27 protein-coding genes are annotated in these 26,997 nt (G+C 68.7%); 8 read left to right on the top strand and 19 right to left on the bottom strand.

Annotation, left to right across the window (positions count from 1 at the left end; all coding sequences use genetic code 11):
• Nucleotides 1-6 precede the first annotated feature (6 nt).
• From HBO46_RS18255 to HBO46_RS18275, 5 genes are all read right to left on the bottom strand, one after another.
• Nucleotides 7-366, bottom strand: coding sequence for a phosphomannose isomerase type II C-terminal cupin domain (locus HBO46_RS18255; protein WP_224769229.1), 360 nt, complete (start codon nt 364-366; stop codon nt 7-9).
• Nucleotides 367-474: 108 nt separating this feature from the next.
• Nucleotides 475-756: a DUF2516 family protein gene (locus HBO46_RS18260; RefSeq protein WP_224769517.1), complete on the bottom strand. Its 282-nt coding sequence runs from the start codon at nt 754-756 to the stop codon at nt 475-477.
• Between the two features lie 109 nt (nt 757-865).
• On the bottom strand, nt 866-1,540 hold the full coding sequence (locus HBO46_RS18265; protein ID WP_166134250.1) for a hypothetical protein: 675 nt from the start codon (nt 1,538-1,540) through the stop codon (nt 866-868).
• Nucleotides 1,541-1,593: 53 nt separating this feature from the next.
• The gene (locus HBO46_RS18270) at nt 1,594-1,980 is read right to left on the bottom strand and encodes a helix-turn-helix domain-containing protein (protein WP_166134252.1); all 387 of its coding nucleotides are present in this window, start codon (nt 1,978-1,980) and stop codon (nt 1,594-1,596) included.
• Between the two features lie 100 nt (nt 1,981-2,080).
• Complete coding sequence (locus HBO46_RS18275; protein ID WP_166134254.1) at nt 2,081-3,034, bottom strand: asparaginase; 954 nt, start codon at nt 3,032-3,034, stop codon at nt 2,081-2,083.
• Nucleotides 3,035-3,075: 41 nt separating this feature from the next.
• Between HBO46_RS18275 and cysC the strand changes: the two genes are divergently transcribed.
• The gene (gene cysC, locus HBO46_RS18280; RefSeq protein WP_224769230.1) at nt 3,076-4,857 is read left to right on the top strand and encodes an adenylyl-sulfate kinase; all 1,782 of its coding nucleotides are present in this window, start codon (nt 3,076-3,078) and stop codon (nt 4,855-4,857) included.
• Nucleotides 4,854-5,882, top strand: a complete 1,029-nt coding sequence (locus tag HBO46_RS18285) for a sulfite exporter TauE/SafE family protein (protein ID WP_224769231.1) — start codon at nt 4,854-4,856, stop codon at nt 5,880-5,882. Before cysC ends, HBO46_RS18285 begins: the two co-directional genes overlap by 4 nt.
• A gap of 106 nt (nt 5,883-5,988) precedes the next feature.
• Here the strand turns inward: HBO46_RS18285 and HBO46_RS18290 are convergent, their stop codons facing one another.
• Nucleotides 5,989-7,302 (bottom strand): UDP-glucose dehydrogenase family protein, encoded by a 1,314-nt coding sequence (locus tag HBO46_RS18290; protein WP_166134256.1) that lies wholly within the window; start codon nt 7,300-7,302, stop codon nt 5,989-5,991.
• Between the two features lie 202 nt (nt 7,303-7,504).
• Between HBO46_RS18290 and cysD the strand changes: the two genes are divergently transcribed.
• Together cysD and HBO46_RS18300 are read left to right on the top strand one after the other, a co-directional pair.
• Nucleotides 7,505-8,419 carry a sulfate adenylyltransferase subunit CysD gene (gene cysD / locus HBO46_RS18295; RefSeq protein ID WP_166134258.1) on the top strand — a complete coding sequence of 305 codons (915 nt, stop codon included), beginning with the start codon at nt 7,505-7,507 and terminating at the stop codon, nt 8,417-8,419.
• Complete coding sequence (locus tag HBO46_RS18300) at nt 8,419-9,693, top strand: sulfate adenylyltransferase subunit 1 (protein ID WP_224769232.1); 1,275 nt, start codon at nt 8,419-8,421, stop codon at nt 9,691-9,693. The genes cysD and HBO46_RS18300 overlap by 1 nt, the downstream gene beginning before the upstream one ends.
• 1,057 nt (nt 9,694-10,750) lie before the next feature.
• Here HBO46_RS18300 and HBO46_RS20820 read toward each other — a convergent pair.
• The 8 genes from HBO46_RS20820 to HBO46_RS18340 all read right to left on the bottom strand — a co-directional run bounded on the left by HBO46_RS20820 (nt 10,751) and on the right by HBO46_RS18340 (nt 18,372).
• A complete protein-coding gene (locus HBO46_RS20820) occupies nt 10,751-11,251 on the bottom strand; it encodes an acyltransferase (RefSeq protein ID WP_166134260.1) in 501 nt (166 codons plus the stop codon).
• A complete protein-coding gene (locus tag HBO46_RS18310; RefSeq protein ID WP_166134262.1) occupies nt 11,233-12,456 on the bottom strand; it encodes a hypothetical protein in 1,224 nt (407 codons plus the stop codon). The genes HBO46_RS20820 and HBO46_RS18310 overlap by 19 nt, the downstream gene beginning before the upstream one ends.
• A gap of 816 nt (nt 12,457-13,272) precedes the next feature.
• Entirely contained in the window at nt 13,273-14,382 is a 1,110-nt protein-coding gene (locus HBO46_RS20900; protein WP_166134263.1) for a glycosyltransferase family 4 protein, read from the bottom strand.
• Nucleotides 14,383-14,396: 14 nt separating this feature from the next.
• Nucleotides 14,397-15,371, bottom strand: a complete 975-nt coding sequence (locus HBO46_RS18320) for a glycosyltransferase family 1 protein (RefSeq protein ID WP_166134265.1) — start codon at nt 15,369-15,371, stop codon at nt 14,397-14,399.
• A gap of 578 nt (nt 15,372-15,949) precedes the next feature.
• Entirely contained in the window at nt 15,950-16,246 is a 297-nt protein-coding gene (locus HBO46_RS18325) for a DUF1416 domain-containing protein (protein WP_166134267.1), read from the bottom strand.
• Nucleotides 16,247-16,248: 2 nt separating this feature from the next.
• Complete coding sequence (locus tag HBO46_RS18330; RefSeq protein WP_166134269.1) at nt 16,249-17,097, bottom strand: sulfurtransferase; 849 nt, start codon at nt 17,095-17,097, stop codon at nt 16,249-16,251.
• 54 nt (nt 17,098-17,151) lie between these two features.
• On the bottom strand, nt 17,152-17,616 hold the full coding sequence (locus HBO46_RS18335) for a DUF4395 domain-containing protein (protein WP_166134271.1): 465 nt from the start codon (nt 17,614-17,616) through the stop codon (nt 17,152-17,154).
• A 270-nt stretch (nt 17,617-17,886) separates the two neighbouring features.
• A complete protein-coding gene (locus tag HBO46_RS18340) occupies nt 17,887-18,372 on the bottom strand; it encodes a thioredoxin family protein (protein WP_166134273.1) in 486 nt (161 codons plus the stop codon).
• Nucleotides 18,373-18,432: 60 nt separating this feature from the next.
• Here HBO46_RS18340 and HBO46_RS18345 point away from each other — a divergent pair, with 60 nt between their 5' ends.
• Entirely contained in the window at nt 18,433-18,636 is a 204-nt protein-coding gene (locus tag HBO46_RS18345) for a hypothetical protein (RefSeq protein WP_166134275.1), read from the top strand.
• Nucleotides 18,637-18,738: 102 nt separating this feature from the next.
• Here HBO46_RS18345 and HBO46_RS18350 read toward each other — a convergent pair whose 3' ends face one another.
• Complete coding sequence (locus tag HBO46_RS18350; RefSeq protein ID WP_166134277.1) at nt 18,739-22,215, bottom strand: alpha/beta hydrolase; 3,477 nt, start codon at nt 22,213-22,215, stop codon at nt 18,739-18,741.
• A 138-nt stretch (nt 22,216-22,353) separates the two neighbouring features.
• Entirely contained in the window at nt 22,354-22,629 is a 276-nt protein-coding gene (locus tag HBO46_RS18355; RefSeq protein WP_224769233.1) for a MoaD/ThiS family protein, read from the bottom strand.
• Between the two features lie 104 nt (nt 22,630-22,733).
• Between HBO46_RS18355 and HBO46_RS18360 the strand changes: the two genes are divergently transcribed.
• Nucleotides 22,734-23,471 (top strand): winged helix-turn-helix transcriptional regulator, encoded by a 738-nt coding sequence (locus tag HBO46_RS18360; RefSeq protein WP_166134279.1) that lies wholly within the window; start codon nt 22,734-22,736, stop codon nt 23,469-23,471.
• Nucleotides 23,472-23,677: 206 nt separating this feature from the next.
• Nucleotides 23,678-23,863 carry a hypothetical protein gene (locus HBO46_RS18365; protein WP_166134281.1) on the top strand — a complete coding sequence of 62 codons (186 nt, stop codon included), beginning with the start codon at nt 23,678-23,680 and terminating at the stop codon, nt 23,861-23,863.
• A 12-nt stretch (nt 23,864-23,875) separates the two neighbouring features.
• Here HBO46_RS18365 and ygfZ read toward each other — a convergent pair whose 3' ends face one another.
• Genes ygfZ through HBO46_RS18380 form a run of 3 tightly spaced genes read right to left on the bottom strand, consistent with a single transcriptional unit; the run spans nt 23,876 to nt 25,786 of the window.
• Nucleotides 23,876-24,850: a CAF17-like 4Fe-4S cluster assembly/insertion protein YgfZ gene (gene ygfZ / locus HBO46_RS18370; protein WP_166134283.1), complete on the bottom strand. Its 975-nt coding sequence runs from the start codon at nt 24,848-24,850 to the stop codon at nt 23,876-23,878.
• Nucleotides 24,847-25,299, bottom strand: coding sequence for a Fur family transcriptional regulator (locus HBO46_RS18375; protein ID WP_224769234.1), 453 nt, complete (start codon nt 25,297-25,299; stop codon nt 24,847-24,849). The genes ygfZ and HBO46_RS18375 overlap by 4 nt, the downstream gene beginning before the upstream one ends.
• Nucleotides 25,292-25,786, bottom strand: coding sequence for an FABP family protein (locus HBO46_RS18380; protein WP_166134285.1), 495 nt, complete (start codon nt 25,784-25,786; stop codon nt 25,292-25,294). The genes HBO46_RS18375 and HBO46_RS18380 overlap by 8 nt, the downstream gene beginning before the upstream one ends.
• A gap of 115 nt (nt 25,787-25,901) precedes the next feature.
• Between HBO46_RS18380 and HBO46_RS18385 the strand changes: the two genes are divergently transcribed.
• A complete protein-coding gene (locus HBO46_RS18385; protein WP_191480172.1) occupies nt 25,902-26,843 on the top strand; it encodes a polysaccharide deacetylase family protein in 942 nt (313 codons plus the stop codon).
• The last annotated feature ends 154 nt before the right edge of the window (nt 26,844-26,997 follow it).

Here is a 26,997-nt window from a genome sequence, read left to right on the forward strand (position 1 = left end):
GTGTGACTACTCCGGGGAACGCCCGTAGTCGTCCTCGAGACGGACGATGTCGTCCTCGCCGGTGTAGCGGCCCATCTGGATCTCGACGATCTGGAGGAGCTCGTCCTCCTCGTTGGTGATCCGGTGCGCCTGGCCGATCGCCACGTCGACGGTCTGCCCCGGCCCGGCGATGACGGTCTCGCCGTCGATCACGCAGGTGGCCTTGCCGCTCACGATGAACCAGTGCTCGGCGCGGTGCTCGTGGGTCTGGTAGGACAGCCGCTGGTGCGGCTGGACGTCGATCCGCTTCACCTTGAAGCCGTCGCCCTCGTCGAGCACGTACCACGCGCCCCACGGTCGCTGCTCGGACTCACCCGTCATCGTCATGTCCACCCTGAAGTTTGTAGGCATGGGACATCCCCGTCCCCGTAAGCGCCCAGCCTAGGCGCTCAGGACGAGAAGGTGGACCAGATCACCTTGGGTGTCGGCCGCGTCTCAGCGGCGGCGCAGTCCGCGCAGTGCCGGGCGCACGTCGGCGAGGAAGACGAAGGCCGCGATCACGAAGACCAGGCTGAGGAAGAACGGCAGGATCGGCACGAAGGAGAACAGCACGCCGAGGCCGAGGAGGATCGTCCACCCCTGCTTGGTCCACTTGCCGGCGGCGGTGTACTCCTCTGCGGGGTGCATCAGGCTGATCACGAAGGCGAAGATCGCCACCACCAGCAGGCCGAACCGCACCAGCAGGCCGACCATGCCCTCGATCGCGAAGATGTCCATCACCCCTCCAGCCTACAGAGCAGCGTCGACCCGCGACGGGCCCGAACGCGCACGGGGCCCGCGGACCGGGGTCCGCGGGCCTCGTGGTGGTGCGTGAGGGCTGTGAGGATCAGTCGCCGACCTTGGCGGCGGCGTCGGTCGCGGCGTTGCCGACCGCCGACGCGGTCTTCTTCGCGGCGGTGACGGTCGCCTTCGCACTGCTCTTCGGCGCGCTCGACTTCGTGGCGGCGGTCTTGCGGGTCGCCGTCGCCGACTTCTTCGCCGTCGAGGTCGCCTTCTTGGCCGTCGACTTCGTCGCCGCCGCGCCCTGGGTGCGGGTCGTCTTGGCCTTGGCGGTCATGGTCTTCGCCGCGCTCACGGCCTCCTGGGTGGACTGCTGGCGCCGGATCCGGGTCAGCAGCGCCTCGCCACGCTGAGCGAGCTCGCCGTAGGCATCGACGACGGTCGCGACGTTGTCGTCGACGACCCCCTGGAGGCGGGCGGGCAGCGCGAGCGCCTCGGACTGGAGCTCGGCGACCCGGGCCTCGACGGCGCTGCGGCGCTCGCGGGCGTCCTTGCCGAGCTCCTCGACGCGGGTGCTGACGGCCGTGGCGGCCTGCTTGCGCAGCGCCTGCGGGTCGAGGTCGATCGCGGTGACGCTCTGCTGCACCTGGGCGACGTAGCCCCGCACGGTCGAGACCGCGAGGTCCGCGACGCCGGCACCGGCGTAGAGGGTGCGGGTCGCGCCCGCACGCAGGTCGAGGTTCTTGAGGTCGAGCTTGGTCTCAGACGTGGTCCTGGCCATGACGGCCTCCTTCGGATGGGTGCGGCCCGACCCCATGTCGGGCCGTCGGGGTGCTAGCTGTCGTCGCCCGCGTCGCGCGGCGCGGCGGCATTGAGCGCGAGGAACGAGGCGTAGACGTCGAGCAGTGACTGCTTCTGCCGCTCGGTCAGCCCGGTGTCGTTGAGGACCGCGAGCTCCACCGAGCCGCCGGCCCCGTCCTCCGGACTGAGGATCCCGGCCCGCAGGTAGAGCTGCTCGGCGGAGATCCGCAACGCCTTCGCGATCTGCTGGAGCACCTCGGCGGAGGGCTTGCGCAGGCCGCGCTCGATCTGGCTCAGGTAGGGGTTGGAGACCCCGGCCAGCTCGGCGAGCTGCCGCAGGGAGAGCTGCGCGGACGTGCGCTGCTCCCGCAGGTAGTCCCCCAGCCCCTCGACGGTCTTGCCGACCTTGCCCTTTGCCATGCCCCCATCCTGCTTGCTGCTGCTAGCAATTGCAAGCGCATGGGGTCATGAAACCTCGATATTACGCAGGAAACTCCGCTTGCCAGGGCAAGCAGACGCGCTAGAGGGTCGCCCGCACCTCGCCCACGACCCGACCTCCGCCGAGCAGCGGGGCCTCCCCGGTGGCACGCAGCGCCGCGCCGTCCACGCCCTGCACGGCATCGATCCCGCTGCGGACCAGGGCGGCCGCCATCACCACCGGCCGGGCCCGGTCGCCGCCGTCCTCGATCTTGAGCGCGAACGCGCGCCCGTCGGCCAGCGCGACCACCTCGCACGCCTCGGCGCCGAACTTCGCGATCGCGCCGGGCAGCGCGCCCAGCAGCAGTCGTTCGTCACGGCGGGTGCCGGAGACGTACTCCGGGTGCCGGCGGATCGCGTCGGCGACCCGGCGCTCCGCCCCGTCGGTCGCGGTGGCCAACAGCGCGAACGCGCGGGCCAGCCCGGTCAGCGAGGCCGACAGCAGCGGGGCGCCGCAGCCGTCTACCGCGACCACCGCGGGCTCGCCCGTCAGCTCCTCGAAGGTGGTCCGGATCGCGACCTGCAACGGGTGCCCGGGATCGAGGTAGGTCGCGGTGTCCCACCCGTTGACCACGCAGGTCGCCAGCATCGCGGCGTGCTTGCCCGAGCAGTTCATGTGCACGGCATCGGCGGCGCCGCCGTCACGCAGCAGCCGCTCGCGCTCCCCGGCGTCGAGGGGGAGGTCCGCGGGGTTGCGCAACGCGGTCTCCTCGAGCCCGGCGCCGGCCAGGATCTCGCGCACCCCGTCGACGTGGATCTGCTCCCCGGAGTGCGAGGCGCATCCCAGCGCCAGCAGCCGCGGCGGCAGGTCGAGACCGGCGCGGACCATCGCGAGCGCCTGCAGCGGCTTGTTGCACGAGCGCGGCAGGATCGGCGAGGCCACGTCCCCGAGCGACCAGTCGACCCGGCCGGCGGCGTCCAGGGCCACCACCGAGCCGTGGTGGCGGCCCTCCACGAATCCGGAACGGACGACCTCGGCGACGACAGGCAGTGACATGGCTGCCAGCATGCCAGCGCTCCCGTGACAGGATTGCCGCCGTGTCGACCCCACCGCTGCCACAGTTCTGCCCCACCGCACGTGAGCTCGACGACCTCGAGCTGCTCGTCACCGGGGCCCTGAGCCCGACCACGGCGTTCAACCAGCCGGGCAGCCCGGTCACCCTGACACTGCCGGGCGACGTCGAGGCCGCCGCCACCGAGGCAGGCGGCGTGGAGCTGGTCGACCCCGAGGGGTTGCCGCTCGCCCGGGTCACGGTCCCCGGCGGACAGGTGGAGCCGCTGACCCACGCCCAGTTCGGCCCGTTCCGCCGGCTCTACCTCGCCCCCGCGACCGTGCGGCAGCAGTACGCCGACCGCACGTTCGTGCCGGTCACCGACGCGCTGACGCTCGCCCAGCTGGACACGCTGCGTGCGGCCGGGCCGGTGGCGCTCCTGGCGCTGGTCGGCCACGGCACCCCGCTGCTGTCCCCGGTGGCGCTGCTGCGCGCGACGCTCCGCGCCGCCGACCTCCTCGACGACGCGGTGGTGGTGGCGGTGCCGCTCGCGGCCCGCGGCGACGCGGCCGTCGACCACGAGCTCGGCCTCCAGGTGGTGGCCACCTACGCCGGCCCCGACCGGGTGCTCGGGCTGAGCGACGACGACGGCGACCTCCCGGCCGGCGTCGCGGAGATCGTCGACCGCGACCAGCCCCCGGCCGACCGCCAGGGCCTGGTCCTCTTCTTCACCGGCCTGTCCGGCAGCGGCAAGTCCACCCTGGCCCGCGCGCTGATGGACCGCCTCCTCGAGCAGGGCACCCGCACCGTCACCTCCCTGGACGGCGACGTCGTCCGCCGCAACCTCTCGGCCGGCCTGTCCTTCTCCAAGGCCGACCGCGAGACCAACATCCGCCGCATCGGCTGGGTCGCCGCGGAGATCTCGCGCCACGGCGGGGTCGCGGTCTGCAGCCCGATCGCGCCGTTCGACGAGACCCGCCAGCAGGTCCGGGGCATGGTCGAGGAGGCCGGCGGCGCCTTCTTCCTGGTCCACGTCGCCACCCCGCTGGAGGAGTGCGAGCGCCGTGACCGCAAGGGCCTCTACGCCAAGGCCCGCCGCGGCGAGATCCCCGAGTTCACCGGCATCTCCTCGCCCTACGAGGTCCCCGCCGACGCCGACGTCGTCGTCGACACCACCGGCCGCACCATCGACGCCGCCCTCGCCGACGTCCTGGCCGCTCTGCGCACCTCCGGCCACCTCGACCTGACCGACCCGGGAGTCGAGCCTGTCGAAACCCCGTCAGCAGACCACCTCAAGGTCCTCTTCGTCTGCACCGCCAACATCTGCCGCTCCCCCTTCATGGAGCGCCTCGCCCGCCACCTGGCCGGCCCCGACGCCAGCGTCACCTTCACCAGTGCCGGCACCCACGGCTTCCCCGAGCACCCGATGGACGAGGTCATGGCCACGACCTTCGGCCCTCGGGGGGTCGTCGACCACGACACCTTCCGCAGCCGCCCGCTCACCCGCGAGCTCCTCGACGAGCACGACCTGGTCCTCACCGCGGAGGCCGCGCACCGCGCGTTCATCCTCGATGACCACCCGGCGCTGTTCCGCAAGGTCTTCACCCTGGGACAGTTCGACGAGGCCGTGCGCACCGTCGGCGCCGGCCTCACCGGCCGCAAGCTGCTCACGGCCGTGGCCGAGCAGCGCGGCACCGCCTCGGCCGACCTCGACGTCGCCGACCCCTACCGTCGCGGGCCGGATGCCGCCGAGACCGCCGCCGCGGTGATCGAGGCCCACCTGCGCCACATCGTCCCTGCCCTCACCGGAGCGGAGCCCCGCGCGTGAACGACCTTCTCTTCGAGCTCGCCACCCTCAGCGCGCTCTCGATCCTGATCGCTGGCTTCGTCGTCGGCATCGTGGTCGGCCTCACCGGCATGGGCGGCGGCGCCCTGATGACCCCGGCGCTGATCTTCCTGGGCGTGGGCGACACCGCCACCGTGGTCACCGCCGACCTCACCGCCGCGGCGGTCTACAAGACCGGCGGCGCGGTGGTGCACGCCCGCGAGGGCTCACCCAACCTCCAGATGGCGAAGTGGCTGATCCTCGGGTCGGTCCCCACCGCCCTGCTCGGCCCGCACGTGCTGGCCTGGTTCACCGACCCCGAGGACCTCGACGACGTCCTCAAGCTGTGGATCGGCTTCGCGCTGCTGCTCGCGGCCGCCACCTATGCCCTGCGGCTCTACATCAACCTGCGCCGGGTGCGCGCCGGCGGACCCACCGGCGACCCCGACCCCACGATCCGCCCCATCCCGACCCTGCTGGTCGGCGCCCTCGGCGGCCTGCTCGTCGGCATCACCAGCGTCGGCTCCGGCTCGGTCATCATGATCGCGCTGCTGATGCTCTACCCCGGCCTCTCCGCGGTGCGCCTGGTCGGCACCGACCTGGTGCAGGCCATCCCGCTGGTGCTCGCCGCGGCGATCTCCAACATCGCGCTGCACGGCCTCGACTTCGCGCTGCTGCTGCCCCTGATCGCCGGCTCGGTGCCCGGCACGATCCTCGGCTCCAAGATCGCCCCGCGGGTGCCGCAGTCGTTCATCCGCCGCGCCATCGTCGTGGTGCTGACGATGTCCGGCGTCGCGCTGCTCGACAAGGCCGGCTGGGCGCCGCTCGGTGTGGAGGAGACCTACCCGATGCTGATCGCCGGCGTCGGCCTGGCCATGGTGTTCCTGGTCCCGCTCATCTGGGGATTCCTTCGCAAGGGCCAAGGGTTGCCGATGTTCGGCGCCCCGACGGTGGCCGAGCTCGACGCCCCGCAGTACGGCGAGCCGGTGCCGACAGCACGCGACTCCGGCCCCAGCGGATCCACCTGAGGCACAGAGCGATCGACGCCCGTCTGACAGGCCTCGCGCAAGTCCCGCAACGCTAACGGGCCCTGGACACCGCGAGGTGTCCAGGGCCCGTTTCGCTTGGCGAGACTCAGGGGCGCCCGAGAGCGCGGTACGCCCAACCCGCGGCGCGCCAGGTGGCGGGCTCGAGGCAGTTGCGCCCGTCGATGATCTGCTTGCCCCGCACCAGCGGTGCGAGCTCCTCGGGGTCGAGGGCGACGTACTCGGGCCACTCGGTGAGCACCATGACGACGTCGGCGTCCTGCACCGCCTCCTTGACCGTGGAGGCGTAGGCCAGCTCGGGCCACTTCTTGCGGGCGTTGTGGATCGCCACGGGGTCGGTCACGGTGACCTTGGCACCCTGGAGCTGCATCTGCGCCGCCACGCTGAGCGCGGGCGAGTCGCGGATGTCGTCGGAGTCGGGCTTGAAGGCCGCGCCGAGCACCGCGACGGTGCGACCGACGATCGAGCCGCCGCACTGCTCGCGGGCCAGGTCCACCATCCGCACCCGCCGGCGCATGTTGATCGAGTCCACCTCGCTGAGGAAGCTCAGCGCCTGGTCCACGCCGAGCTCGCCGGCGCGCGCCATGAACGCTCGGATGTCCTTGGGCAGGCAGCCACCCCCGAAGCCGACGCCGGCGTTGAGGAAGCGCCGCCCGATGCGAACGTCGTGGCCGATCGCGTCCGCGAGCAGGGTGACGTCGGCGCCAGTGGCCTCGCACAGCTCGGCCATGGCGTTGATGAAGGAGATCTTGGTGGCGAGGAACGAGTTGGCCGCGACCTTCACCAGCTGGGCGGTTGCGAGGTCGGCGATGATGCGCGGCGTGCCGTCGGCGAGCGCGTCCGCGTAGACCGCATCCAGGGTGGCCGTGGCGGCCCGGCCCTGCTCGGTGTCGGCCACGCCGTAGACGAACCGGTCGGGGTGCAGCGTGTCCTTGACGGCGAAGCCCTCGCGGAGGAACTCGGGGTTCCAGATGAGCTCGGCCTCCGGCTGTGCGTCGTGGATGCGCCGAGCGATCTCCTCGGCAGTGCCGACCGGGACCGTGGACTTGCCGACCACGACGTCGCCGGCCTTGAGCAGCGGCAGCACCGCGTCGACCGCCGAGTTCACGAACCGCATGTCCGCGGCGTTCTCGCCGGGCTTCTGCGGGGTGCCGACGCAGATGAAGTGCACCGTCGCCTCGGCAGCGGCGACCGCGTCGGTCGTGAACGCGAGGCGCCCGGACGCGCCCGCCTCGGTCAGCAGCTCGGGCAGCCCCGGCTCGAAGAACGGCGCCTCCCCCCGTGAGAGCGCGGCCACCTGCTCGGGGAGGACATCGACGCCGACCACCTCGTGCCCGAGCTTTGCCATGCACGCCGCGTGCACGGCACCGAGATAGCCACAACCAAAAACGGAGATACGCATGGCCGCATCGTAGGGGTGTTTGAGTAGCCCGTCTCACACCGCGTCCGGGGGTAATACAACGCACATCTCGCGACCACCAGGCGGGACGCTGTCCGACTGTTTGCCGTGACTCACCACACTCTGCAGGAGTCCGGTTTGAGTCTCCGCGCCGACCCGCCGCTACGATGGCCGCTGCTACCCCGATGAGAGGTCCCCTGTTTTCATGACCGAAACGCATGCCGACTACCGGCTGAGCCAGCTCGACCAGCTGGAGGCGGAGTCGATCCACATCTTCCGTGAGGTCGCCGCCGAGTTCGAGAAGCCCGTCCTGATGTTCTCGGGCGGCAAGGACTCCATCGTGATGATGCGCCTTGCCGAGAAGGCCTTCTACCCGGCCAAGATCCCGTTCCCGGTGCTCCAGGTGGACACCGGCTACGACTTCCCCGAGGTCCTCGAGACCCGCGACAACTGGGTGAACCGCCTCGGTGTGCGCCTGATCGTCGCGAGCGTCGAGGAGGCGATCGCCAACGGCGTCGTCGTCGACGACGGCAAGACCAGCCGCAACCGCATGCAGATCGGCACCCTGCTCCACGCGATCGAGGAGAACGGCTTCACCGCCGCCTTCGGTGGCGGCCGCCGCGACGAGGAGAAGGCCCGCGCCAAGGAGCGCGTCTACTCCCACCGCGACGAGTTCGGCCAGTGGGACCCGAAGATGCAGCGCCCCGAGCTGTGGAGCCTCTACAACGGGCGCATCCACGCGGGCGAGCACATGCGAATCTTCCCGATCTCCAACTGGACCGAGCTGGACATCTGGGACTACATCGGGCGCGAGGGCATCGAGATCCCCTCGATCTACTTCTCCCACCAGCGCCGAGTCTTCGAGCGCGACGGGATGCTGCTCACCGAGTCGCCGTTCAACCCGTGCCGTCCCGGCGAGGTCGCCGAGGAGCGCACCGTGCGGTTCCGCACCGTCGGCGACCTGACGCTCACCGGCTGCGTGGAGTCCACCGCCTCGACCATCGAGGAGATCATCGACGAGGTCGCCGTGGCTCGGGTCACCGAGCGCGGCGCCACCCGTGGCGACGACCGGTTCTCCGAGGCCGCCATGGAGGACCGCAAGAAGGAAGGCTACTTCTGATGGGCACCATCAAGAGCGACAAGATGGACCTGCTGAGGTTCGCCACCGCCGGCTCCGTGGACGACGGCAAGTCGACCCTCATCGGCCGGCTCCTCCTCGACTCCAAGTCGATCTTCGAGGACCAGCTCGAGGCCGTCGAGGCCACCAGCGCCTCCAAGGGCTACGACTACACCGACCTCGCGCTGCTGACCGACGGTCTGCGCTCCGAGCGCGAGCAGGGCATCACCATCGACGTGGCCTACCGCTACTTCGCGACGCCCAACCGCAAGTTCATCATCGCCGACACCCCCGGGCACGTGCAGTACACCCGCAACATGGTCACCGGCGCCTCCACCGCCGACCTCGGCCTGGTGCTCGTCGACGCCCGTCAGGGCCTGACCGAGCAGTCGCGCCGTCACGCAGTGATCCTCTCGCTGCTGCGGGTCCCCCACCTGGTGCTCGCGGTGAACAAGATGGACCTGGTCGACTTCGACCAGGAGGTCTACAACAAGATCCACGCCGAGTTCACCCAGTTCGCCACCAAGCTCAACATCCCGGACCTCGAGGTCATCCCGATCTCCGCGCTCCAGGGCGACAACGTCGTGAACCGCTCCGAGAACATGGCCTGGTACTCCGGTCCCACGCTCATGCACCACCTCGAGCACGTGCACGTCGCCTCCGACCGCGACCTGATCGACGCCCGCTTCCCGGTGCAGTACGTCGTGCGCCCGAAGTCCGACGAGCACCACGACTACCGCGGCTACGGCGGCATGGTCGCCGGCGGCGTCCTCAAGCCCGGCGACGAGGTCGTCGTGCTGCCCTCGGGCATGACCTCCAAGATCGCCGGCATCGACCTGTTCGACCGCGAGATCACCGAGGCGTTCCCGCCCATGAGCGTGACGATCCGCCTCGAGGACGACGTGGACGTGTCGCGCGGCGACATGATCGCCCGGGTCAAGAACGCCCCGCAGCCCAGCCAGGACATCGACGCGATGATCTGCTGGATGACCACCACCCCGCTCAAGCCGCGGCAGAAGCTGGCCATCAAGCACACCACCCGCACCGCCCGGGCCCTGGTGAAGGACATCCAGTACCGCCTGGACGTCAACACCCTGCACCGCGACCAGGAGACCAAGGAGCTCGGCGTCAACGAGATCGGCCGCGTGCAGCTGCGTACCACCGTGCCGCTGCTCTGCGACCCGTACTCGAAGAACCGGACCACCGGCTCCTTCATCCTCATCGACGAGGCAACTGGAATCACCGTTGGCGCTGGCATGATCAACAGCGCTAGTTGATCCTGCCATAGGCACCACAATCGGCGAAACGACTTGGCAGCCAGGGCTGAGTCGTTTCGCCGATTCGCATTTTGGCCACTGATCACAGATCGGCGCCAACTGAAGCACGGCACGTCAACCATGATCCCCACGCGTAGCTGCTAGGGGACAGCACCGCCAGCGAGTCCGGGAGTTCCTCGCTCGCGGCGTGCTTGCAACCGACGCATCCGTCCACCGCGACCGCCTCGAACTGCGGACAGCGGTTGAGCCGCAGGCCGGGTCTCCAACCTCCGCTTCGAGCAGCCCTCGACCATGACGTATAACCACCGTAGACCGATGCCGTTGCGGATCGGGGTGCGCTGCGGTCATCACGCTCACGTCCCTATAGCCGTCTGGCGTGGCGCCGCACGTACAAGACAACGATGAGAACGCTCACGCCATCGAAGCAAGTAGAGTCATTGATCAGCACCCGCCTGTCTTTAGGGCCAGGGCGGCGGCGCTGGCGGTGTCCCACGGGGCGCCAATCCCCTCGGCGACGCGGCCAACTGCGACTGCTGCACGATCATCGCCTCGAGCGCGCCGCGGCCGGCGGCGCGAGAGCTTCGATTCGTGGCTCACCCCTCTGGTGTCCCTCGGCGTCACCCGTGTGCCCGTGGCCGGTACACACATAGCGCCGACTGGTCGCGACCAAGGTCGTCGGACGCCGCCGAAGTAGTTCGGGAAGGGCCGAGGCACGATGTTTCGTCGGCTACCTTCGTCGCCGAACCCTAGGCACCACCAGCCAGCGCCGACGCCCGTCACGGAAGCACGGCGCGATTAGGCCGATCACAACGAGGTCGATCTCAACGAGTCAGCAGAAACTTGCTCGGCTCAGGGAATGCGGACGTAGCATCGGACATTGTCAAGGTCTTCAGATCGCGAGGGAGACCTTCCATCTTGCGGAGACGTAGACCAACCCCGGAGAAGAACGTCACGCCCTCAGCCGTCCAATCAGTTCGCGACTATTATCGAACTTTAATGTTCCGAACATCCAAAGCAATCCACCCGAGCATATCCGCGCCTGCCTGGCATTGCCATTTTACCGGCCCAGATCTCTGATCACCCTAGCCGGAACACCGCCAACTATCGTATTAGCCGCGACATCCTTCGTCACTACCGCACCAGCAGCGACAACCGCACCTGCGCCAATTGTGACACCGGGCAGAATCGTCGCCGCGCTACCAATCCACGCCCCGTCTCCAATCGAGATTGGCATGGATAGACCGACACCTGCACGCACACGAGGATCACTCATGTCATGCGAGCTTGTAACAATTCGTACGCCTATTCCGATGCCGACATTGCTGCCAATGAATACGGGCGCGCGATTATCGATTACCGTGCCCTCATTGACCGTCGAGCGTCGACCCACGGTCAGGTTCGTCGACCTAATCGAAACGCACGGGAATATTCTGGACCTTAGCGCAATGCGAACCCCCAAGCCACGAAGTGCCAGCGTCCGCAGACGGAACGGCAGCATTCGAGAGCCGAGAATCGAATTAAGTACCCCCAAGCGCATAGTCACCCTCTCCTCTTCCATGACCAAATTACGAAAAGATAACCGCAGACTCGGACGCCCTGCCCGAGGGATACCGCCCCTAGCGCGCCGGCGGCCCCCCACGCCATGCCCGCGGGAAGTAAGAGTGCCAGACCAATCGCCGCCCCCACAAAAGACCAGAATGAAAGACGAGACACCGCGCCAATAGCCACGAGACATGACCGCCCGAGAATGACCTCGGCGAGCGCAAGCCCCAGGTAGAGACCTGCCCACGCCGCCACACTGGACGAAACGCTGACCGTCCCCGCGCTAAGCCATTCCAACGCAGGGACACCAAAGAGAGCCGAGCACATCAAACTTCCGGACGCGAATAACGCTGCAGCCAACGCGGCCACAAAAACGCGTTTCAGGAGTTCCTTCTCGCGTGCCCGAGGAACCCACGCCTGCAGCACGTTGGCCACCGGAGCGAATGCAGACAGAAGTTGCTTCTGAGCCTTGTCTACAAGAACAAAAAGGGGGGCCGAGGGCGCACCCGACCCTGCGATAATGATCACGGGGGAAAGTGTATAGATCGACCCAGTAAAACTAGTCGAAACCGAATGTTTTCCTCTACCAAGCAAGGCGCCGATTGAGTCGTCGGGTGAGTGCGCAAACGCCTGCCGAAGCGCGCATCCTACGCTATTCGTTGCTCGCAACCAACCATGAAGACAGCCGAATAGCGGCGCTAAGACCAAGACTGCCATCCCCGACGCAAAGGCAGTTTCTGAGTCCTCTTGAAGGAGAAGAATGCCCAGCACATTTCCGAGGGATCGCGGCATAGAATCCGTGATGAAGACCGACCACCCGTCCTTCACGCCAAGAAAGAACCAGGTCATACCAAGGCCCGCAAGGCCGTTCGTAAGCATGCCGGCGACAGCCAGCACTCGGTGCGAATCAGTCAATGCGAGCAAAAGCAATCCGCCCGTAATCAGGACGGGAGCAGAAATGCTCCATCGCAAGCGAAGCGAACTCAGAACCAACCGACGGCGGTCACCGACACTTGCCCGGGCGACCAAAGCCGGTCCCTCGACGCCCCAACCGTAGAGAATGAGGACCGCGCAGAAACCGCCCACCGCCTGACCCACTGCGAATGCAGCCCACGCGGACGCTCCAACCGCCTCGATTAGCGTCGGCACAAGCAAGATCGAGGAGACCGCAACCAGGACCATGCCTAAAACGAGCGGTGTCAGCTGCAGACGAAACACCACGCCGACCACCCTGCTGGGCCGTGCCCACGTCACTTTTCACCGGCGGCGCGGCCAGTCACCCCCACACGCTTCGCAGGAACGCCCGCCCAGACTTCTCCTTCTCCCGTGCTACGCAGAACGACCGCGTTGGCACCAACAATCGTGCCACGTCGCAGGACCAGCGTCTGGCCTCCACGGAACAGAACTTTGGAACCGGCTCCCAGGACGACCTCGTCCTCAATGATCACGCCACCAGATGTAGAGCCCGAAAGCGCCCCATACGGATCTTGGTCCGCCCGCCCGATCGTGACTCCTTGAAACAGATACACGCCCCGACCGATCACCGTCGACTCATGGACCACCAATCCGACCGCCCCGTGTGGCAGACGGAGACCAAGGCCGATCGGGCATCTCCTTGGGATCTCAACGCCTAAGAACTTTAGAGCCAAGTATCCAACTGGCTCGAGCCGCGTACCGTACAGCGAGAACATGCGCTCCGCTAGATTCACTTAAACTCCCCGAACTATAGGCCAATAGGTATCGCACGAATCGTTCCTGCCTTGACGATTCACAGCAGCTCGAGCCGTCAACGCGAAGCCAACAACTATCCATAGCATCAAAGTCGACAAGTCCGGGCCAGCGATCATCGTCGCCGTTAGAAGTGCAGCCAGCGACGCACCGAAGGTGACGAAGCGATCAGGCTGCGCCGCAAACGAAATTGCAGAGATTGCCGTCAGCACGTCCCCAGCCATAAGGATAAGTGCCGCGTACTTATGGCTCCCGAGCACAGCGACGATGCCGGGATAGCCGACGCCAGCCCAAAGATGGTGATAGCCACTACCCAACGGCTTTCATGACTCGCTCAAGCGCCCCACGATGCTGAGCAATCCAGGACGTCAACGAGTGACTTTCGACCCAAGTTCGGCGAGCCTCCGGAGAATTGCTGAGGGCACCCTCGAAGGCACGAATCCAACCATTGACATCGTCTCCATCGGGAACAACATGACCGCCCATCTCGGAGATTACTCGCTCCGCGCCCGACCCGACGTGCGTCACGGCAGGGAGGCCACATGCGGCGGCTTCAGCCATGGTGGTCGTCGGATACCCCTCGCCGGCACCGGTGGACGTAAACATGAAGATATCGGACGCCCAGTAAAGCGTTCGCGTATCCGTAACGTGACCCATAAGCCGAATCCGATCCGAACCCGCCGCGGCATCCCTGAGAGACTCGTCCTCTGAACCGCGGCCAGCAACTAGGGTGGCCCCCCGCCATTCCCAACCTGCGCGGATTGCCAACATCGGCCGCTTGCCAGCGTCGGTGCGGCCGATCCAAAGAACCGTCGGGGTGTCACCTAGGTCCAACGCCGCGCGAGCGGTCGCCTTTTCTTCGGGTGTAGGTTCGCGGAAGTACTCGGTGTTGACGCAGTTTTCGATAACTTCCACAGGAACTCCGGGGCCGACTAGCCGCCGAACGTCGCTCGCAACCTCGTTCGATACGCATATGATCAAACTTGCGGACCTAGCGGCGCGGCTGTATGCCCATCGTATGGGCGCGGCGGCTCTCCCAGTCGGCAGTCGACCGTGCTCAGTCCAGACAACTGGGGCCAAGAGCGAGACTGCCTTCGTGAAAGCTATTTGTTCGCGCTTGAACTGCATGTGGTAATAGTCAGATACAGACTGCTGTGCGGCCCGTATTACTCGTGCCCGTTCTCGCCGCATCTTGAGAACCCCACGCAGCATCGTGCGCTTTGACCATTTCGGACCGAGTTGAAGATCGATCTGGCTGCCTGTCCAATTCGGCAGTGATCCAATGAGACTAGACCGTACGAACTTTGACCCAGGTTCGCCGTAGAGCCGGCAGAGATAGGCTTCCGCCCCACCCGGAACATTGGACTGCGCGATAACCGTCGCAACGGGTAGTTCCGCGGTGGGCTCATCCGAGTTCATTGCGGGGGGCACTCTCAATCTCTAATATCTGGACGGTCTGCCACTGCATCACTGTTGGTCGACCCCAGAAGGGGCGATGACGGACGTGTGACAGTCGTGACTAGTTCTCTCATCTCGGCCCCACGGGCGACCCACGACCTCACGCGAGCATGAGCAAGGCGCGCCTCGACAGTTTCGTCCGTTGGCAGATCGTTGACGACCTGTTGCACTCGAGGTACGAATTCGTCTGCGCCGACGGCGTCGACCATTCCTTCGACAGCTCGAACTGACGGGACGCCCATCGAAACAACCCGCAGTCCAGATGCGAGATACTCGTACGTCTTTAAGGGGCTGACGCCGGCCGTGTATTTGTTCGCGCGGTAAGGTATCAACCCCACAGTAAAGGTGCTCTGGAGTTCAGCCAAGGCCGCCAGATCCAGCAACCCGTGATAGGTGGCACCTCGTTCGACTAAACGTTCCATCGCGCCGACCGCCGACCCACCGCCCTCAGCGATCGGTCCGGCGAGGTGCAAATCGATGCCAACAGCCAGCAGATCCTCCAATGCCGCGAAGTCGACCTTCGCCGCCGTCATATTCCCGGCAAAGATCACCCGCGGACGCCGAGGGTTCGCAGAATGCGACGCGAAGGTCTCGACGTCAGCCACATTTGGCCAGTAACTGAGATTCTCAAACCCTTGGCGCTTCAGGTGCTCCATTACCGCCGGACTCGAGCCGGCCGCGTGAATGTTGATCCCCGCCGCAAGGGACGCCTCGGCATTGTCGATCACCGTCGAATCGATTCCCTCAACTTCGCGAAGCAGGTCTACACAGTGATAGATAGTCGACGCAGCATGCGCGGAAAGGCCATAATCAACAGGCGTGTAAAGCCATAGGACCTTCGGGGCAGGGCCGCCGCCCCTGATCCAACGACGCAATTGAAAGCGCAGGATCAGGCGATTGATCTTTGCGACGTAGCCTGAGTGACGCGGAAATACCCACGGCGTCAGCACCCTGACACTAGACGGGACGTCGCGGCGAGGCGGACTCGACGCCGGTATCGCCGATCGAATCAAGCGCCTCGCGACCCGCTTAACGTCGCGCATTCTTAGTTCGGGTCGTCGGAGGCCCATCGACTGGACATAAGTGACGGCGTGCTCTGCCGCCAACTCTCGGACCGCATAATGCTGGTTCGTTGCGATTGGCTGCTGCCAATCCGCCGTCCCCAACACCAAGATATCGCATCGGGCATTATCTGAGTTCACGCAGAAAGGCTCCATTCCGTTTTTGATCGCAGACGACTGGGCCTTGCAGAAACAGTCCGACTAACGAGCGAAGTGTCAACACGCACGTGGGACGCGCGGTGGCGCTGCATATGATGCCATAACGCGCGTTGACTCGCCTCGACGTCGGATGGATCCACTTCTCCTCGGTCGACGCCGGCAGCAAATCCGACCATTGGCCGCGTCGCCGAACTGGACCCACCTGCTTCCCGCGGGTTTTGAGGTCTCCCATGGTTGCAGTCGGGGAACCTGGCCGGTGCGGCGTGCGGGCACCATGGAACTCCGATAGCGCCGCACGCCGCAATAACTCAGACCGAGATCTGCGCCTCTACGATCGCCCCAGTCTGTGCCATGACCGTGCGGTTTACCGGCTCGGCCTTCGGTGCCAGGGTCCGCAGCGTCCATTCCCCGTCGTGCGCGAAGAACCGGAAGTGCCCGGTCGCCGAGGTGGGGACCTCGGCGGTGAACTCGCCGGTGGCGTCGAGCAGGCGCACGTACGCGTTGCCGACGGGCTCGCCGTCACGCAGCACCTGGCCCTGGATGATGGCTTCCTTGGCGACGTTCACGCCGTCGAGCGACAGGCCGCCCGCAGTTGCACCGCACATGCTCAGGCCTCCCCGGGCTCGTCGCCGAGGACGACCGGCACGCCGACGAGGGAGCCGTACTCGGTCCACGAGCCGTCGTAGTTCTTCACGTTCTTCTTGCCCAGCAGCTCCTGGAGGACGAACCAGGTCAGCGAGGAGCGCTCGCCGATGCGGCACAGCGCGATGGTGTCCTTGCCCTCGTCGAAGCCGACCTCGTTGTAGAGCGCGGCGAGCTGCTCGTCGGACTTGAAGGTGCCGTCGTCGTTGCAGTTCTTGCTCCACGGCACGTTGACCGAGGTGGGGATGTGGCCGGCGCGCTGGGCCTGCTCCTGCGGGAGGTGGGCGGGGGCCATGAGGCGGCCGGCGTACTCGTCGGGGCTGCGCACGTCGACCAGGTTCTGGGTGCCGATCGCGGCGACGACCTCGTCACGGAAGGCGCGGATCGAGTGGTCCTGCTCGGTGGCGACGTAGGTGGTCTTCTCGCGGGTGGGGACCTCGGAGACCAGCTCGCGGGAGTCGAGCTCCCACTTCTTGCGGCCGCCGTCCATGAGCTTGACGTCGTTGTGGCCGTAGAGGGTGAAGTACCAGTAGGCGTAGGCCGCGAACCAGTTGTTGTTGCCGCCGTAGAGCACGACGGTGTCGTCGTTGGAGACGCCGCGCTCGGAGAGCAGCGCCTCGAACTGCTCCTTGTTGACGAAGTCGCGACGGACCTGGTCCTGGAGGTCCGTGGTCCAGTCGAGCTTGATCGCGCCACGGATGTGGCTGCGGTCGTAGGACGCGGTGTCCTCGTCGACCTCGATGACGACGACCTTCGGGTCGTCGAGGTGGTCCTCCACCCACTGGACGGAGACGAGGGCGTTCTCGCGGCTCATGTATCTACCTTTCTATTGCGTCAGGCGACGCGGGGTCTGGGTGTAGCAGTGACGTCAGGACGGACGAGGCGCCAGGCGGCGGAGCAGCAGGTAGAGCTCGCAGCCCAGGCAGAACCGGAAGAGCGCATTGAGCAGCGCGGCGACCAGCGCGAAGCCGGTGGCCACCTGGCCGAGCAGCTCGGCGCCGGCGAGGAACCCGACCAGGGCGACCAGCGCGAACCCGAGACCGACGGCCTGAGCGAAGCGCGGCGGGCGGGCGTCCTCGAGGTCGCTGGGCGGGGCCAGGCGGGGGCGCACCCAGGTGCGGAAGGCCCAGGCGGTGGGCGTGTGCTGGACGCCGCGCAGGGCGCCGAGCGCGAAGAGCGCCGCCTGGACGGCGACCAGCACGGTCGCCACGCCGGTGGGCGCCACGAGCACCACGAGGAGCAGCAGTGCGGTCACTGCGGCACTGAACTGCGGGCCGCGCGGGTCGAGGCGCGTCTCGGCCACCCGCGTGGGGGTGGAGGCAGTCGTGGACATGTCGATCTCCTGCGTGAAGGGGTGACGCGCGGGCCTTCGTCTCGGCACGCCGCGTGGAACGCCTTCGTCGAAGATTAGTGCAGAAAACTGATCGACTAAAGGAGACCGGGTGCCTTCAGGAGAGTCGACACAGGGACGAGCGCACGCGGCAGTGGTCCACTGCGCGCCGCTTGGTCAACCAGGTCGAGGACATGGCACCACCGTAGGGAGTCGCCGCCACCGACCGCACCTCGGTCTCGGATAGTGGACTACAGGACCACGATGTGGACATCAGTCGTCGGCCAGTCGTCCCAAGGCGGCGACGACCTGCTCCTTGCGCGGCGCACCGGCCGCGCGCGACACCTCGCGGCCGCTCGCATCGAGCACCAGCGTCGTGGGCGTGCGCAGGATGCCGAGTTCGCGGGTCAGCGCCAGGTGGTGCTCGGCGTCCACCTCGACGTGCCGCACGCCCGGGACGATCTCGGCCACCTCACCCAGCACCCGCTTGGTGACCCGGCACGGCGCACAGAACGCGGTGGAGAACTGCACGAGCGTCGCCCGCTCCCCCAGCCGCTCGGCGGGCAGCGCGGTTGCCACCGCGTCCCAGGCCCGTGGCGCCTCGGGGACAGCTGCCGTCTCGGCGCCCGGGGCCCCTGACACCGTCTTCTCGTCCGTGCGGGTCGCACCGCGGAAGCGCCCGTCGGTGCGGGCGCGGTAGCCGCCGAAGGCGAGGGCGAGCACGAGCGCGCCGAGGGCGATCCAGATGCCGGGGGTCACGGTGGTCCCAACCCCCGCGCGGGCCCGCCCATTCCGTGCCGTGCGCCCTACGATGACCGGGTGCTGCGGATGACCCTCGCCCTCGTCGCCGCGCTCTGCCTCACAGCACTCGCCATGCTGCTCATCGCCGGTCACGGACCGTGGTCGGGCCGGCCCCTCATCCCGCTCAGCCACGGGCACGGAATCAACGTCGGTGACCTTCCCGTCTTCGCGTTCTGGGGCCTCGGGGTTGCGGCCTGCCTCGCGCTCGGCCGGCCCCGCTGACGCGCCGCGGCGAGAACGCCGACGAGGGCGAGGGACCTGACGATCCCCCGCCCTCGCGGGTGTCTCTCCCGGGGCTCCTCGCCCCGCTGGGTCAGCCTGCGCTCAGCGCAGCGTGACCGTGGCGGCCGGAGCCTTGCTGCCGGCGTAGCTGCCGCCACCCAGGTGGGACGCGACGACGGTCAGCTTCTTGCCCTTGCGGGGCGCGGTGAGGGTGAAGGTGACCGCACCCTTCGGGCCGACCTGGGCCGTGCGGGTCGTCGTCAGCGCGCCGGTGACCTTGATCCGGACCTTTCCGGTGATCGCGGTGTCGGCGACGGCGCCGCCGACGCGCACCCGCACCGCGAGCGCCTTGCCCTTGCGGACGCTCTTGTTCACCGTGACCGAGGTGCTGGTCGCCTTCTTGGTGACGCGGTACGACGCAATCGCCTCGTCGGCCGCTGCCTCGTCGGTGCCGAGGTAGCGCGCGGTGATCGTGTGCCGACCGGCCGGCAGTGCGGCCGGCAGGCGGTGCGTGGCCATGCCGGAGACGTCGACCGGCACGATGACCGTGGTGTCGCCGTAGCCGAACTCGACCTCACCGGAGGTCTCGCCGACGCGGGCGGTGACGGTGCCGGCGGTGCCGAACACGTTGCTCGCGGTGTCGAGCTCGACCGCGATCGTCGAGGCGCGCTTGGCGAGCACGAGCTCGCCCGTGGCGGTGCGGCCGGTGCCCGCGCCGGTGGCGGTGACCGGGACCGAGCGCCGGGTGTGGTCCGCGGGCAGCGCGACGCTGGCCGTGGCGGTGCCGGTGGCGGCGGCGACCACGGTCACCGGCTCCAGGCCGGGGGCGGCGAAGGTGACGGCCTCGCCCGCCCGGAAGCCGCCGGCCGACAGTTCGACGTCGGTGCCCGCGGTGACGGCCTCGGGCGTGGTGACGGTTCCGCCCGCCACGACCGCGGCCCGCTCGGAGCAGACGTCGCCGGGAGTGCCGTAGGCCGGGAGCTCGGTGGCGTCCCCGGTGACCCCGTCGTCCTCACGGATGGTGGTGAAGACGATCGCGTCGTGGCCCATCACCGCGTTGGCCGTGTTGATGACGCTGGCGACCACGGAGGTGCCGTTGGTGCTGCTCGCGGTGGTGTCGCCGGGCAGCGGCGCGGTGACGACCTGGCAGGTCTCGCCGGGGGCGAAGGTGACCTTCTCCATCGCCGCGGCGGCGCGGCTGGTGGCCGAGCCGAGCAGCGAGACGTAGCCGGTGACCGGGACCGACGCCGGGGCGTCGAGGTGCACGGCGAGGTCGTAGGTGCCGGGGGCGTCGCCCTCGTCCACGCCGGGGGCGAAGACGCTGACCACCGGCTCGCGCTTCACCGTGGGCGTGCCCACGGCGGAGCTCTCGAAGGCCAGGTCGGAGAGGTACGCCGCACCCGTCTCGGCGCCGGGAGCGGCGGCGAAACGGACCTCGCGCAGGTTGGCGACGTCGAGTCCGGCGGCCGCGAGGTCGGCGGTGGCGACGTTGACCTGCTGGAGCACGATCTTCTTCAACGTCGTGGCGGCCGCACTGCTGCTGGAGGTCGGCATCCGCACCAGGGCGTAGGGGCTGAGCTCGGAGACCGGGGCACTGAAGGTCTTGCCCGCGCCGTCGACGACGGAGAGCACCAGATCGGTGGAGGTCTCGACGGTCTCGTCGGCGGCGAGCTTGACCGAGAGGCGGTCGAAGTCACGGGCGTCGCGGCGCGCGACCGGGACGCTGACGCGCAGCTCCCCGTCGGCGCCGGTCCAGGTGAAGCGGGTCACCGGGGTCGCCGGCACGTTGCCGCCGTTGGTGGCCGGGGTCCAGTGCGGAAGCTGGCTGGAGGCCAGCTCGGTGCTGCACGCGGCCAGCGACTGCACCGTGGTGCGGGCGCCCATGCTGGCGCACGGCGCGGCGGTGGCTCCGCCGAGCGGGCGGACCAGCGAGGAGGCCTTCTCGAAGGAGGTGATCGTCGAGCGCGCCGAGGAGGGCGCGGTGGCGACGGTGCGCACGTCGGCGCCGTCGAGCGAGGCCGGGACCGTGCCGGATCCGTCGAACAGCGGCAGGAAGCGCTCCTCGCCACCCAGGGTCGCGCGGAACCAGGCGGTCATGTAGGCGTTGCCGAGCTCGTACTGCTCGGACGGCGAGAGGCGGATCGAGGTGTCAGCCGTGCTGGGTGCGGTGCCGCAGACCGGCTCGGTCGCCCGCGCGCTGGTCGGGTTGGTCCCGCTCCAGTCGTCGCTGACGCTGTACTTGTACTCGCCCGGGGTCCACGCGGTGTTGAAGAAGTTGTGGTTGGCGCCCATCACCCAGGTGCCCGAGCGCAGCACGTCGTCACCGAAGGCGTAGCGCGAGTCGTCGAGCATGTGCTGGCCCTGCTGGTTGGAGACGTCACCGTCGCAGTAGGGCAGCACGACGTTCATCGGCACGTTCGGCACCGTCATCCGGCCGAAGTCGACCGGGGCGAGCGGCAGGATCGACTCGATCGCCCACGGCTTGTCCAGGCCCTGGTTGAGGGTGGCGGCCGCGGTGACGCCCTCGCCGCCGCGGGAGTGGCCCATCATGCCGATGGTGCTGAGGTCGAAGCGGCTGACGAGGTCGGCGGCGGTGACCGGGTCGAGGTCGGGGGCGCCGTTGACGAAGCCCTCGCGGCGCAGCTCATACGAGCGCGCGCCCTCGACGAGCGCCTCGTCGAGGGTGAGGGTGCGATCGGTCCATGCGTCATGGAAGGCGACCTTCTCGCCGGCGTTGGCCTTGCGGAGCATCTCCAGGGTGTCGAGGAGCAGCTGGCCGCGGGCGACCGCACCACGGTCAGCGGCGAGCTGGTTGTCGTTGGAGTTGATCGCGTTGGCCGAGATCGAGACCACCGCGTAGCCGTGGCTGGCCAGCGCCTGCGCGGTGCCGTCGTAGCCGGCGTAGCTGGGGATCGACATCCGCAGCTCGTTGTCCGGGGAGGTGGCGCACGGCCAGCGGTTGCTGTGCGTGGGGCCGGTGCCGTAGCAGGAGGTGTGCCGGCCGTGCAGGAGGAGCACGGTCGGGCGCGGGCCGCCGGTGGTGGGCAGGTAGACCTTGCCCTCGAGCTCGCCGCGGACGCCGCCGATGGCGGCCAGGTCGATCGCCTGGTCGCCGAACTTGTAGATCGACTCGGTCCAGGCGTGGTCGCCGTGGGCGGCCGGGTCGGCGGAGATCTCCGACGGGGCCGGCGCGTCGGGCACCTCGACCGCGCGGTCGGGGGCGGTGGCGCCGGGGACCGACTCGCTCGCCCAGCCGGCCTCGGCGCTCTCGGCGTCGGCGACCGCCGGGTCGGCGGTGAACGCGGTCAGCGACAGCCCGTCGGCGGACTCGACGGCGGCGCCGACCGGCGCGCCGTCGACCACGATCGTCGGGGCGTCGGAGCGCATCGGCAGCGGCTCGTCGAGCTCGACGGTGACCAGGTAGCCGCCGGGCGCGGGGACGACGTTCCAGTCGGACCCGGAGGCGAGGACGGGCTCGGCCGCGGAGGCGGCCGGGGCCAGAGCCATGCCGGCCAGGGAGCCAGCGAGCAGCGCGACGGACAGGCCGGCTGCTGCGCGTCGGCGCAGGTAGTTGTGCAAGGGGCACTCCTCGAGGACTGCCTCCACCGGTCGCCCGAACGGCGGCGGAGGGATGCGGGAGACCGCACCGTAGGAACGCCGACGTCCTGCAATGTTGTGGTCCTGTTACGCCGCGGTGACGCGGCTACGAGACGCGCGTCACCCGCCCGCGAACGGCGGCAGGAACTCCACCGAGGTGCCGGGCGCGACCATCACCTCGTCGGGGTCGCGGCTGCCGACCGGCTGCTCGCCGAGCAGCACCGAGCACGCGGCGATCACGTCGCGCAGCCGGCTGTCGCCGTGCCGGGCGAGCACCTCGCTCACCAGATCGCCCAAGCGGACCGGGCCCTCGACACGGACCTCCTCCTCCGCCACGCCGGCGGCGGCACGGGCCGCCGCCCAGTAGCGAATCCTGATGACCTGCGTCTCATTCACGACCGGGGACCTTCACCATGACGGGGACGTTACCTAAACTCCCCAGTTACAGGCCGGAGCCCAGCGTTGCGTTTCGGTCCCCGCCCCTTCGGGAGGAGACCACTGTGAGCACCCTTCTGCTCCTGACCAGCGCCCTGCAGCCGTCCTCCGGCGTACTGCCCGGCCTCTCACTGCTCCCCCACCAGGTGAAGATCCTGCCTGCCGAGGGAAGCGCACTGCTCGAGGCGCCCGACTCCGACCTGCTGCTGGTCGACGGACGCCAGGACCTCGCCCAGGCACGCGACCTGTGCCGACTGATCCGCACCACCGGCACCGACGTGCCGGTGCTGCTGATCGTCACCGAGGGCGGGCTCTCCGTGGTCAGCCACGACTGGGGCATGGACGACGTCGTGCTGCACACCTGCGGCCCGGCCGAGCTGGAGGCGCGGATCAAGCTCGCCATCGCCCGGCTCGCCGCCCGCCGCGAGGCCGCCGACCCCGACGCCCACGTGATCCGCTCCGGTGAGGTGGTCGTCGACGACGCGACGTACACCGCCAAGATCGGCGGGCGGGCCCTCGACCTGACCTTCAAGGAGTTCGAGCTGCTGAAGTTCCTCGCCCAGCACCCGGGGCGCGTCTTCAGCCGCCAGCAGCTGCTCCAGGAGGTGTGGGGCTATGACTACTTCGGCGGCACCCGCACCGTCGACGTCCACGTGCGCCGGCTGCGCGCCAAGCTCGGCCCCGAGAACGAGACGCTGATCGGCACCGTCCGCAACGTCGGCTACCGCTTCGTGCTGCCCTCCAAGGAGAAGGACTCCACGGAGTCGGCGGTGCCGGCGGAGGCGGTCGACGAGCGGGTCTAGTCGGACCTCCCTCCCTGCGTGGCTTGTTCGCCGTCCTGCGCGAAGAGATACCCCATTTGGGGTATGACCGACCTCACATGGCGGGGGTCTACTGGGACCGCCGCACCCTCACGTCGCTGGAGGGCCTTCTGAGGTAGCGACGTGGGTGACGCCCCGCCTGTACGCCAGGCGGGGCGTCTTGGCAACCGGACCCGGGGAGGGGACCAATGGCGCTGACCCACAGCACGCCGGAGCCGTTCACGGTCGAGCGACTGGTGACCACCGACGAGCTCGCCGCACTCACGGAGATGTTCGCCGCCGAGCTCGCCCGCGGCTGGATCCCGCACCGCACCGACCTTGAGGACGCGCTCGACCGGCTCCGCTCGACTCCCCCGGCTGACTCCCCCGGGTGACCCTGCCTGAGCTCAGCGCAGCGGGCGGACGTGCAGGCCCACCTCGGGGTCCACGATGACCTCCTGCGCGGCGGCGAGCCCGCCGGCGAGCAGCTGGGCGTCGAGCGGCACGTTGCGCTTGACCAGCGCGAGCGCGATCGGGCCGAGCTCGTGGTGCCGCGCCGAGCTGCCGACCCGCCCCACGACCTTGCCGTCGTCGTTGGTGAGGTCGGCGCCGACCTCGGGGAGCACGTTCTCGGAGCCGTCGAGGTGCAGCAGCGTCAGGCGCCGCGGCGGACGACCGAGCGTGTGCACCCGGGCCACCGTCTCCTGGCCGCGGTAGCAGCCCTTCTCCAGGTGCACCGCCGGCCCGATCAGCCCGACCTCGTTGGGGATGGTGCGCGCGTCGGTGTCGACGCCGACCCGCGGCTCGCCGCGCGCGATCCGCAGCGCCTCGAAGGCCCAGGTGCCAGCGGCCGGCCCGGCCGCCTCGGCGTAGGCCATGAGCTGCTCGCGCGGGACGAGCTCGTAGGCGTCGTACCAGCCGGCGTCGTCGCCGGCGCGGCTCGGGCGCCAGGTCACCGCGAGCTCCTCGCTGACGCCGGCGACCTCGACGCGCATCATGAAGCGCATCCGGTCGAGGAACCCGGCCAGGGCGGCGCCGGCGCCGGGCTCGGTGTGGGCGGTGAACGCCTCGCCGTCGTCGACGCCGACGAAGCCGTGCTCGATGTGGCCCTGGGGGCTGAGGATCAGCGCGCCGGTCCACCGGCCCGGGGCCAGGCCCTCGAGGAACTGGGTGGTCAGCGAGTGCAGCCAGGTGAGCCGGTCGGGACCGCTGATCCGGATCACGTCGCGGTGGGAGAGATCCACGAACCCCTCCCCGGCCTCGAGGGTGCGCTGCTCGCCGTAGAGGCTGCCGTAGTGGGCGGCGACCGGGGCGTCGGGGCCGTTGCCGGCGACCGCCCCGGGCAGGGCGAGCAGCGGGCTGGCGGGGCGGGGGCTGGTCACGGGGTGTCCTCCGAGGTGGACTGGCAGGCGGCGCAGGTGCCGAAGACGGTCAGGTGGCCCACGTCGGGCGCGAAGCCGTGGCTGGTGCGCAGCGCCTCGATCGCGGGGGCGATCACGTGGGGGTCAACCGAGGTGACGCCCTGGCAATTCCGGCAGACCAGGTGGAAGTGCTCGTGGTCGCCGACCGCGTGGTAGGTCGGCGCCCGGTCGGTGATGTGCGCGTGGCGCACCAGACCGAGCTCCTCGAGCACCTCAAGGGTGCGGTAGACCGTGGAGCGGTTGACCGCGCTGGAGGAGGCCTGCACCTCGGCGTACACCTCGTCGGGGGTGGCGTGGCGCAGCTTTTCCACCGCGCGCAGGATCAGCTCGCGCTGCGGGGTGAGCCGGTAGCCCTTCCCCCGCAGCCGGTCGCGCAGCTCCTCGGTCACGGCACCCTCGTCCTCACGCACGCTTGAGCCGCGCCCACAGGTGGGGCTGGAGCTCGTGGCCGGTGGCGGCCATGTCGTAGGCGTAGAGCAGGTCGCCCTCGACGTTGCCGTACATGCGGTGCCCGGCGGTGACCTCCTTGGCGGTCTCGGTGAAGGCCACGCCGGCGGTGTGCAGCTCGAGCTTGCCGCCCTCGGCCTGGCCGTACCAGATCTCCGAGATGCCGGTGTTGTGGCTGAGCACGAACTCGACCTTGCCGCCGGGCTGGGCGCGCAGGAACCCGCTCTCAAGGGCGGCGTCGCGGACCTTCTCGCCGTTCTCGTCGATGATCCAGGCGCGGGACATGTAGTGGAAGAACGGGCGCCCGTCGTGGGTGAAGATCAGCTCCTGGCCGAACTGGAACTTCTCGATCGAGGGGTAGTCGCCGTGCCCGTTGCCCTGCCACGTGCCGAGCAGCCACGCGATCGGGCCGCAGTCGGGGTGGAGGTTCTGGGGGATCTCGAAGGGCATGGGGTCCAGTCTAGGGAGGGACGCCGCCTGATCGTGCTACCTCGTTCTGGGACCGCTCGCGCACGTCGTGATCTGCACTAGTTTGTGCCACTTGGTGACGAGCGGGCCCCTGGCGGTGTTCTCCTTCGATGACGGGGACAAGACCCACCTCACGCTGGTGAAGCCCACCCTCGACGCGGCCGGAATCAAGGGAACGTTTGGCATCGTCACCAGCGAAGTCGGCGTCCGCTCTCGCACGACGTCGAGTGAGATCCGCAGTCTGCGCGACGCCGGTTACGAGATCGACAACCACCCCCAAGACCCACGCCAACCTCAACTCCACCGACCACGCGCTGATCGGCACCGAGATGCGCAGTTCGCTTGTCGCGCCCGTGGTCGAGGGTCTGACCCGCCCGACCACATCCGGGCGCTCCGGGCGCTCAACGGGGAGTCCAGCGCGCTCGCCGGGCGACGGCGCGATCCCTGCGCTACAAGTAGGTCCTCGGCGGCGTTGGCTCCCCCGTCGCGCCAATCGGCGACTAGTGATCAAGCGCATCGAGGTCGGGACAGCAGCAGCCTCGCCGCCATCAACGGGGGCGTAGTCGCCAAGGAACTGCTGGTCGTCCTTGTCCACTCCGCAACATCCTTCGGAGCGAGCGCGCGGCAACTGCTGGTCGAGGTCATCGACTACATCCAGAGCCTCCACATCCCGATCACCGCCTCAAGCGCCGAGGAGGTGGACCGAGCCGGCAACGTCGTTGACTCCGGCGACCTTGTGAGCTGCGCTGGATACGCAGTCGACGCGGACGGCACCGCCAAGGGTCCGGACCTCGGCATAACCGCCCAACTGGCGGTCGCCACCGTCATCGTCACGACCAAAGCCGCAGGCCTTCGCGCAGGGCAAGATCACCCCCGCCACGTCTTCGGCAGCGCCCGCGGCTTCCCGAGACCGGCGCCGGCGCGGTCGTCGTCAGCCGATCCGAGACGAACCTCGGCTTCACGCGACGCGACACGCGCGCCACGGCGTGGGGCGCCCCTTGTCCGTGCCGCCGACTACGCACACCATCGGCACCGATAGCGCCACCCGCCCCATGAGCCGATGACGACCTACGCTTACGGCACCACGATCCGCCTAGCGCCCCAGCCCCAACTAGCAGGGACCGTCCGGCAAGGCGGGTGTGCCGACAACCACGCGGGTGAACGCTGGCACGCACCACGAGCGCAGTCACCAG

Origin of the sequence: Nocardioides ochotonae, assembly GCF_011420305.2 — a bacterium.
Taxonomy (GTDB): domain Bacteria; phylum Actinomycetota; class Actinomycetes; order Propionibacteriales; family Nocardioidaceae; genus Nocardioides; species Nocardioides ochotonae.

Coding starts and splice junctions, on each gene's coding strand:
- HBO46_RS18290 (WP_166134256.1), bottom strand. CDS start 7,302: ATGCGTATCTCCGTTTTTGGTTGTGGCTATCTCGGTGCCGTGCACGCG.
- HBO46_RS18265 (WP_166134250.1), bottom strand. CDS start 1,540: ATGGCCAGGACCACGTCTGAGACCAAGCTCGACCTCAAGAACCTCGAC.
- HBO46_RS18260 (WP_224769517.1), bottom strand. CDS start 756: ATGGACATCTTCGCGATCGAGGGCATGGTCGGCCTGCTGGTGCGGTTC.
- cysD (WP_166134258.1), top strand. CDS start 7,505: ATGACCGAAACGCATGCCGACTACCGGCTGAGCCAGCTCGACCAGCTG.
- HBO46_RS20820 (WP_166134260.1), bottom strand. CDS start 11,251: ATGGAAGAGGAGAGGGTGACTATGCGCTTGGGGGTACTTAATTCGATT.
- HBO46_RS18365 (WP_166134281.1), top strand. CDS start 23,678: ATGGCGCTGACCCACAGCACGCCGGAGCCGTTCACGGTCGAGCGACTG.
- HBO46_RS18330 (WP_166134269.1), bottom strand. CDS start 17,097: ATGAGCCGCGAGAACGCCCTCGTCTCCGTCCAGTGGGTGGAGGACCAC.
- HBO46_RS18255 (WP_224769229.1), bottom strand. CDS start 366: ATGACGATGACGGGTGAGTCCGAGCAGCGACCGTGGGGCGCGTGGTAC.
- HBO46_RS18270 (WP_166134252.1), bottom strand. CDS start 1,980: ATGGCAAAGGGCAAGGTCGGCAAGACCGTCGAGGGGCTGGGGGACTAC.
- HBO46_RS18335 (WP_166134271.1), bottom strand. CDS start 17,616: ATGTCCACGACTGCCTCCACCCCCACGCGGGTGGCCGAGACGCGCCTC.
- HBO46_RS18275 (WP_166134254.1), bottom strand. CDS start 3,034: ATGTCACTGCCTGTCGTCGCCGAGGTCGTCCGTTCCGGATTCGTGGAG.
- HBO46_RS20900 (WP_166134263.1), bottom strand. CDS start 14,382: ATGAACTCGGATGAGCCCACCGCGGAACTACCCGTTGCGACGGTTATC.
- HBO46_RS18380 (WP_166134285.1), bottom strand. CDS start 25,786: ATGCCCTTCGAGATCCCCCAGAACCTCCACCCCGACTGCGGCCCGATC.
- HBO46_RS18300 (WP_224769232.1), top strand. CDS start 8,419: ATGGGCACCATCAAGAGCGACAAGATGGACCTGCTGAGGTTCGCCACC.
- HBO46_RS18325 (WP_166134267.1), bottom strand. CDS start 16,246: ATGTGCGGTGCAACTGCGGGCGGCCTGTCGCTCGACGGCGTGAACGTC.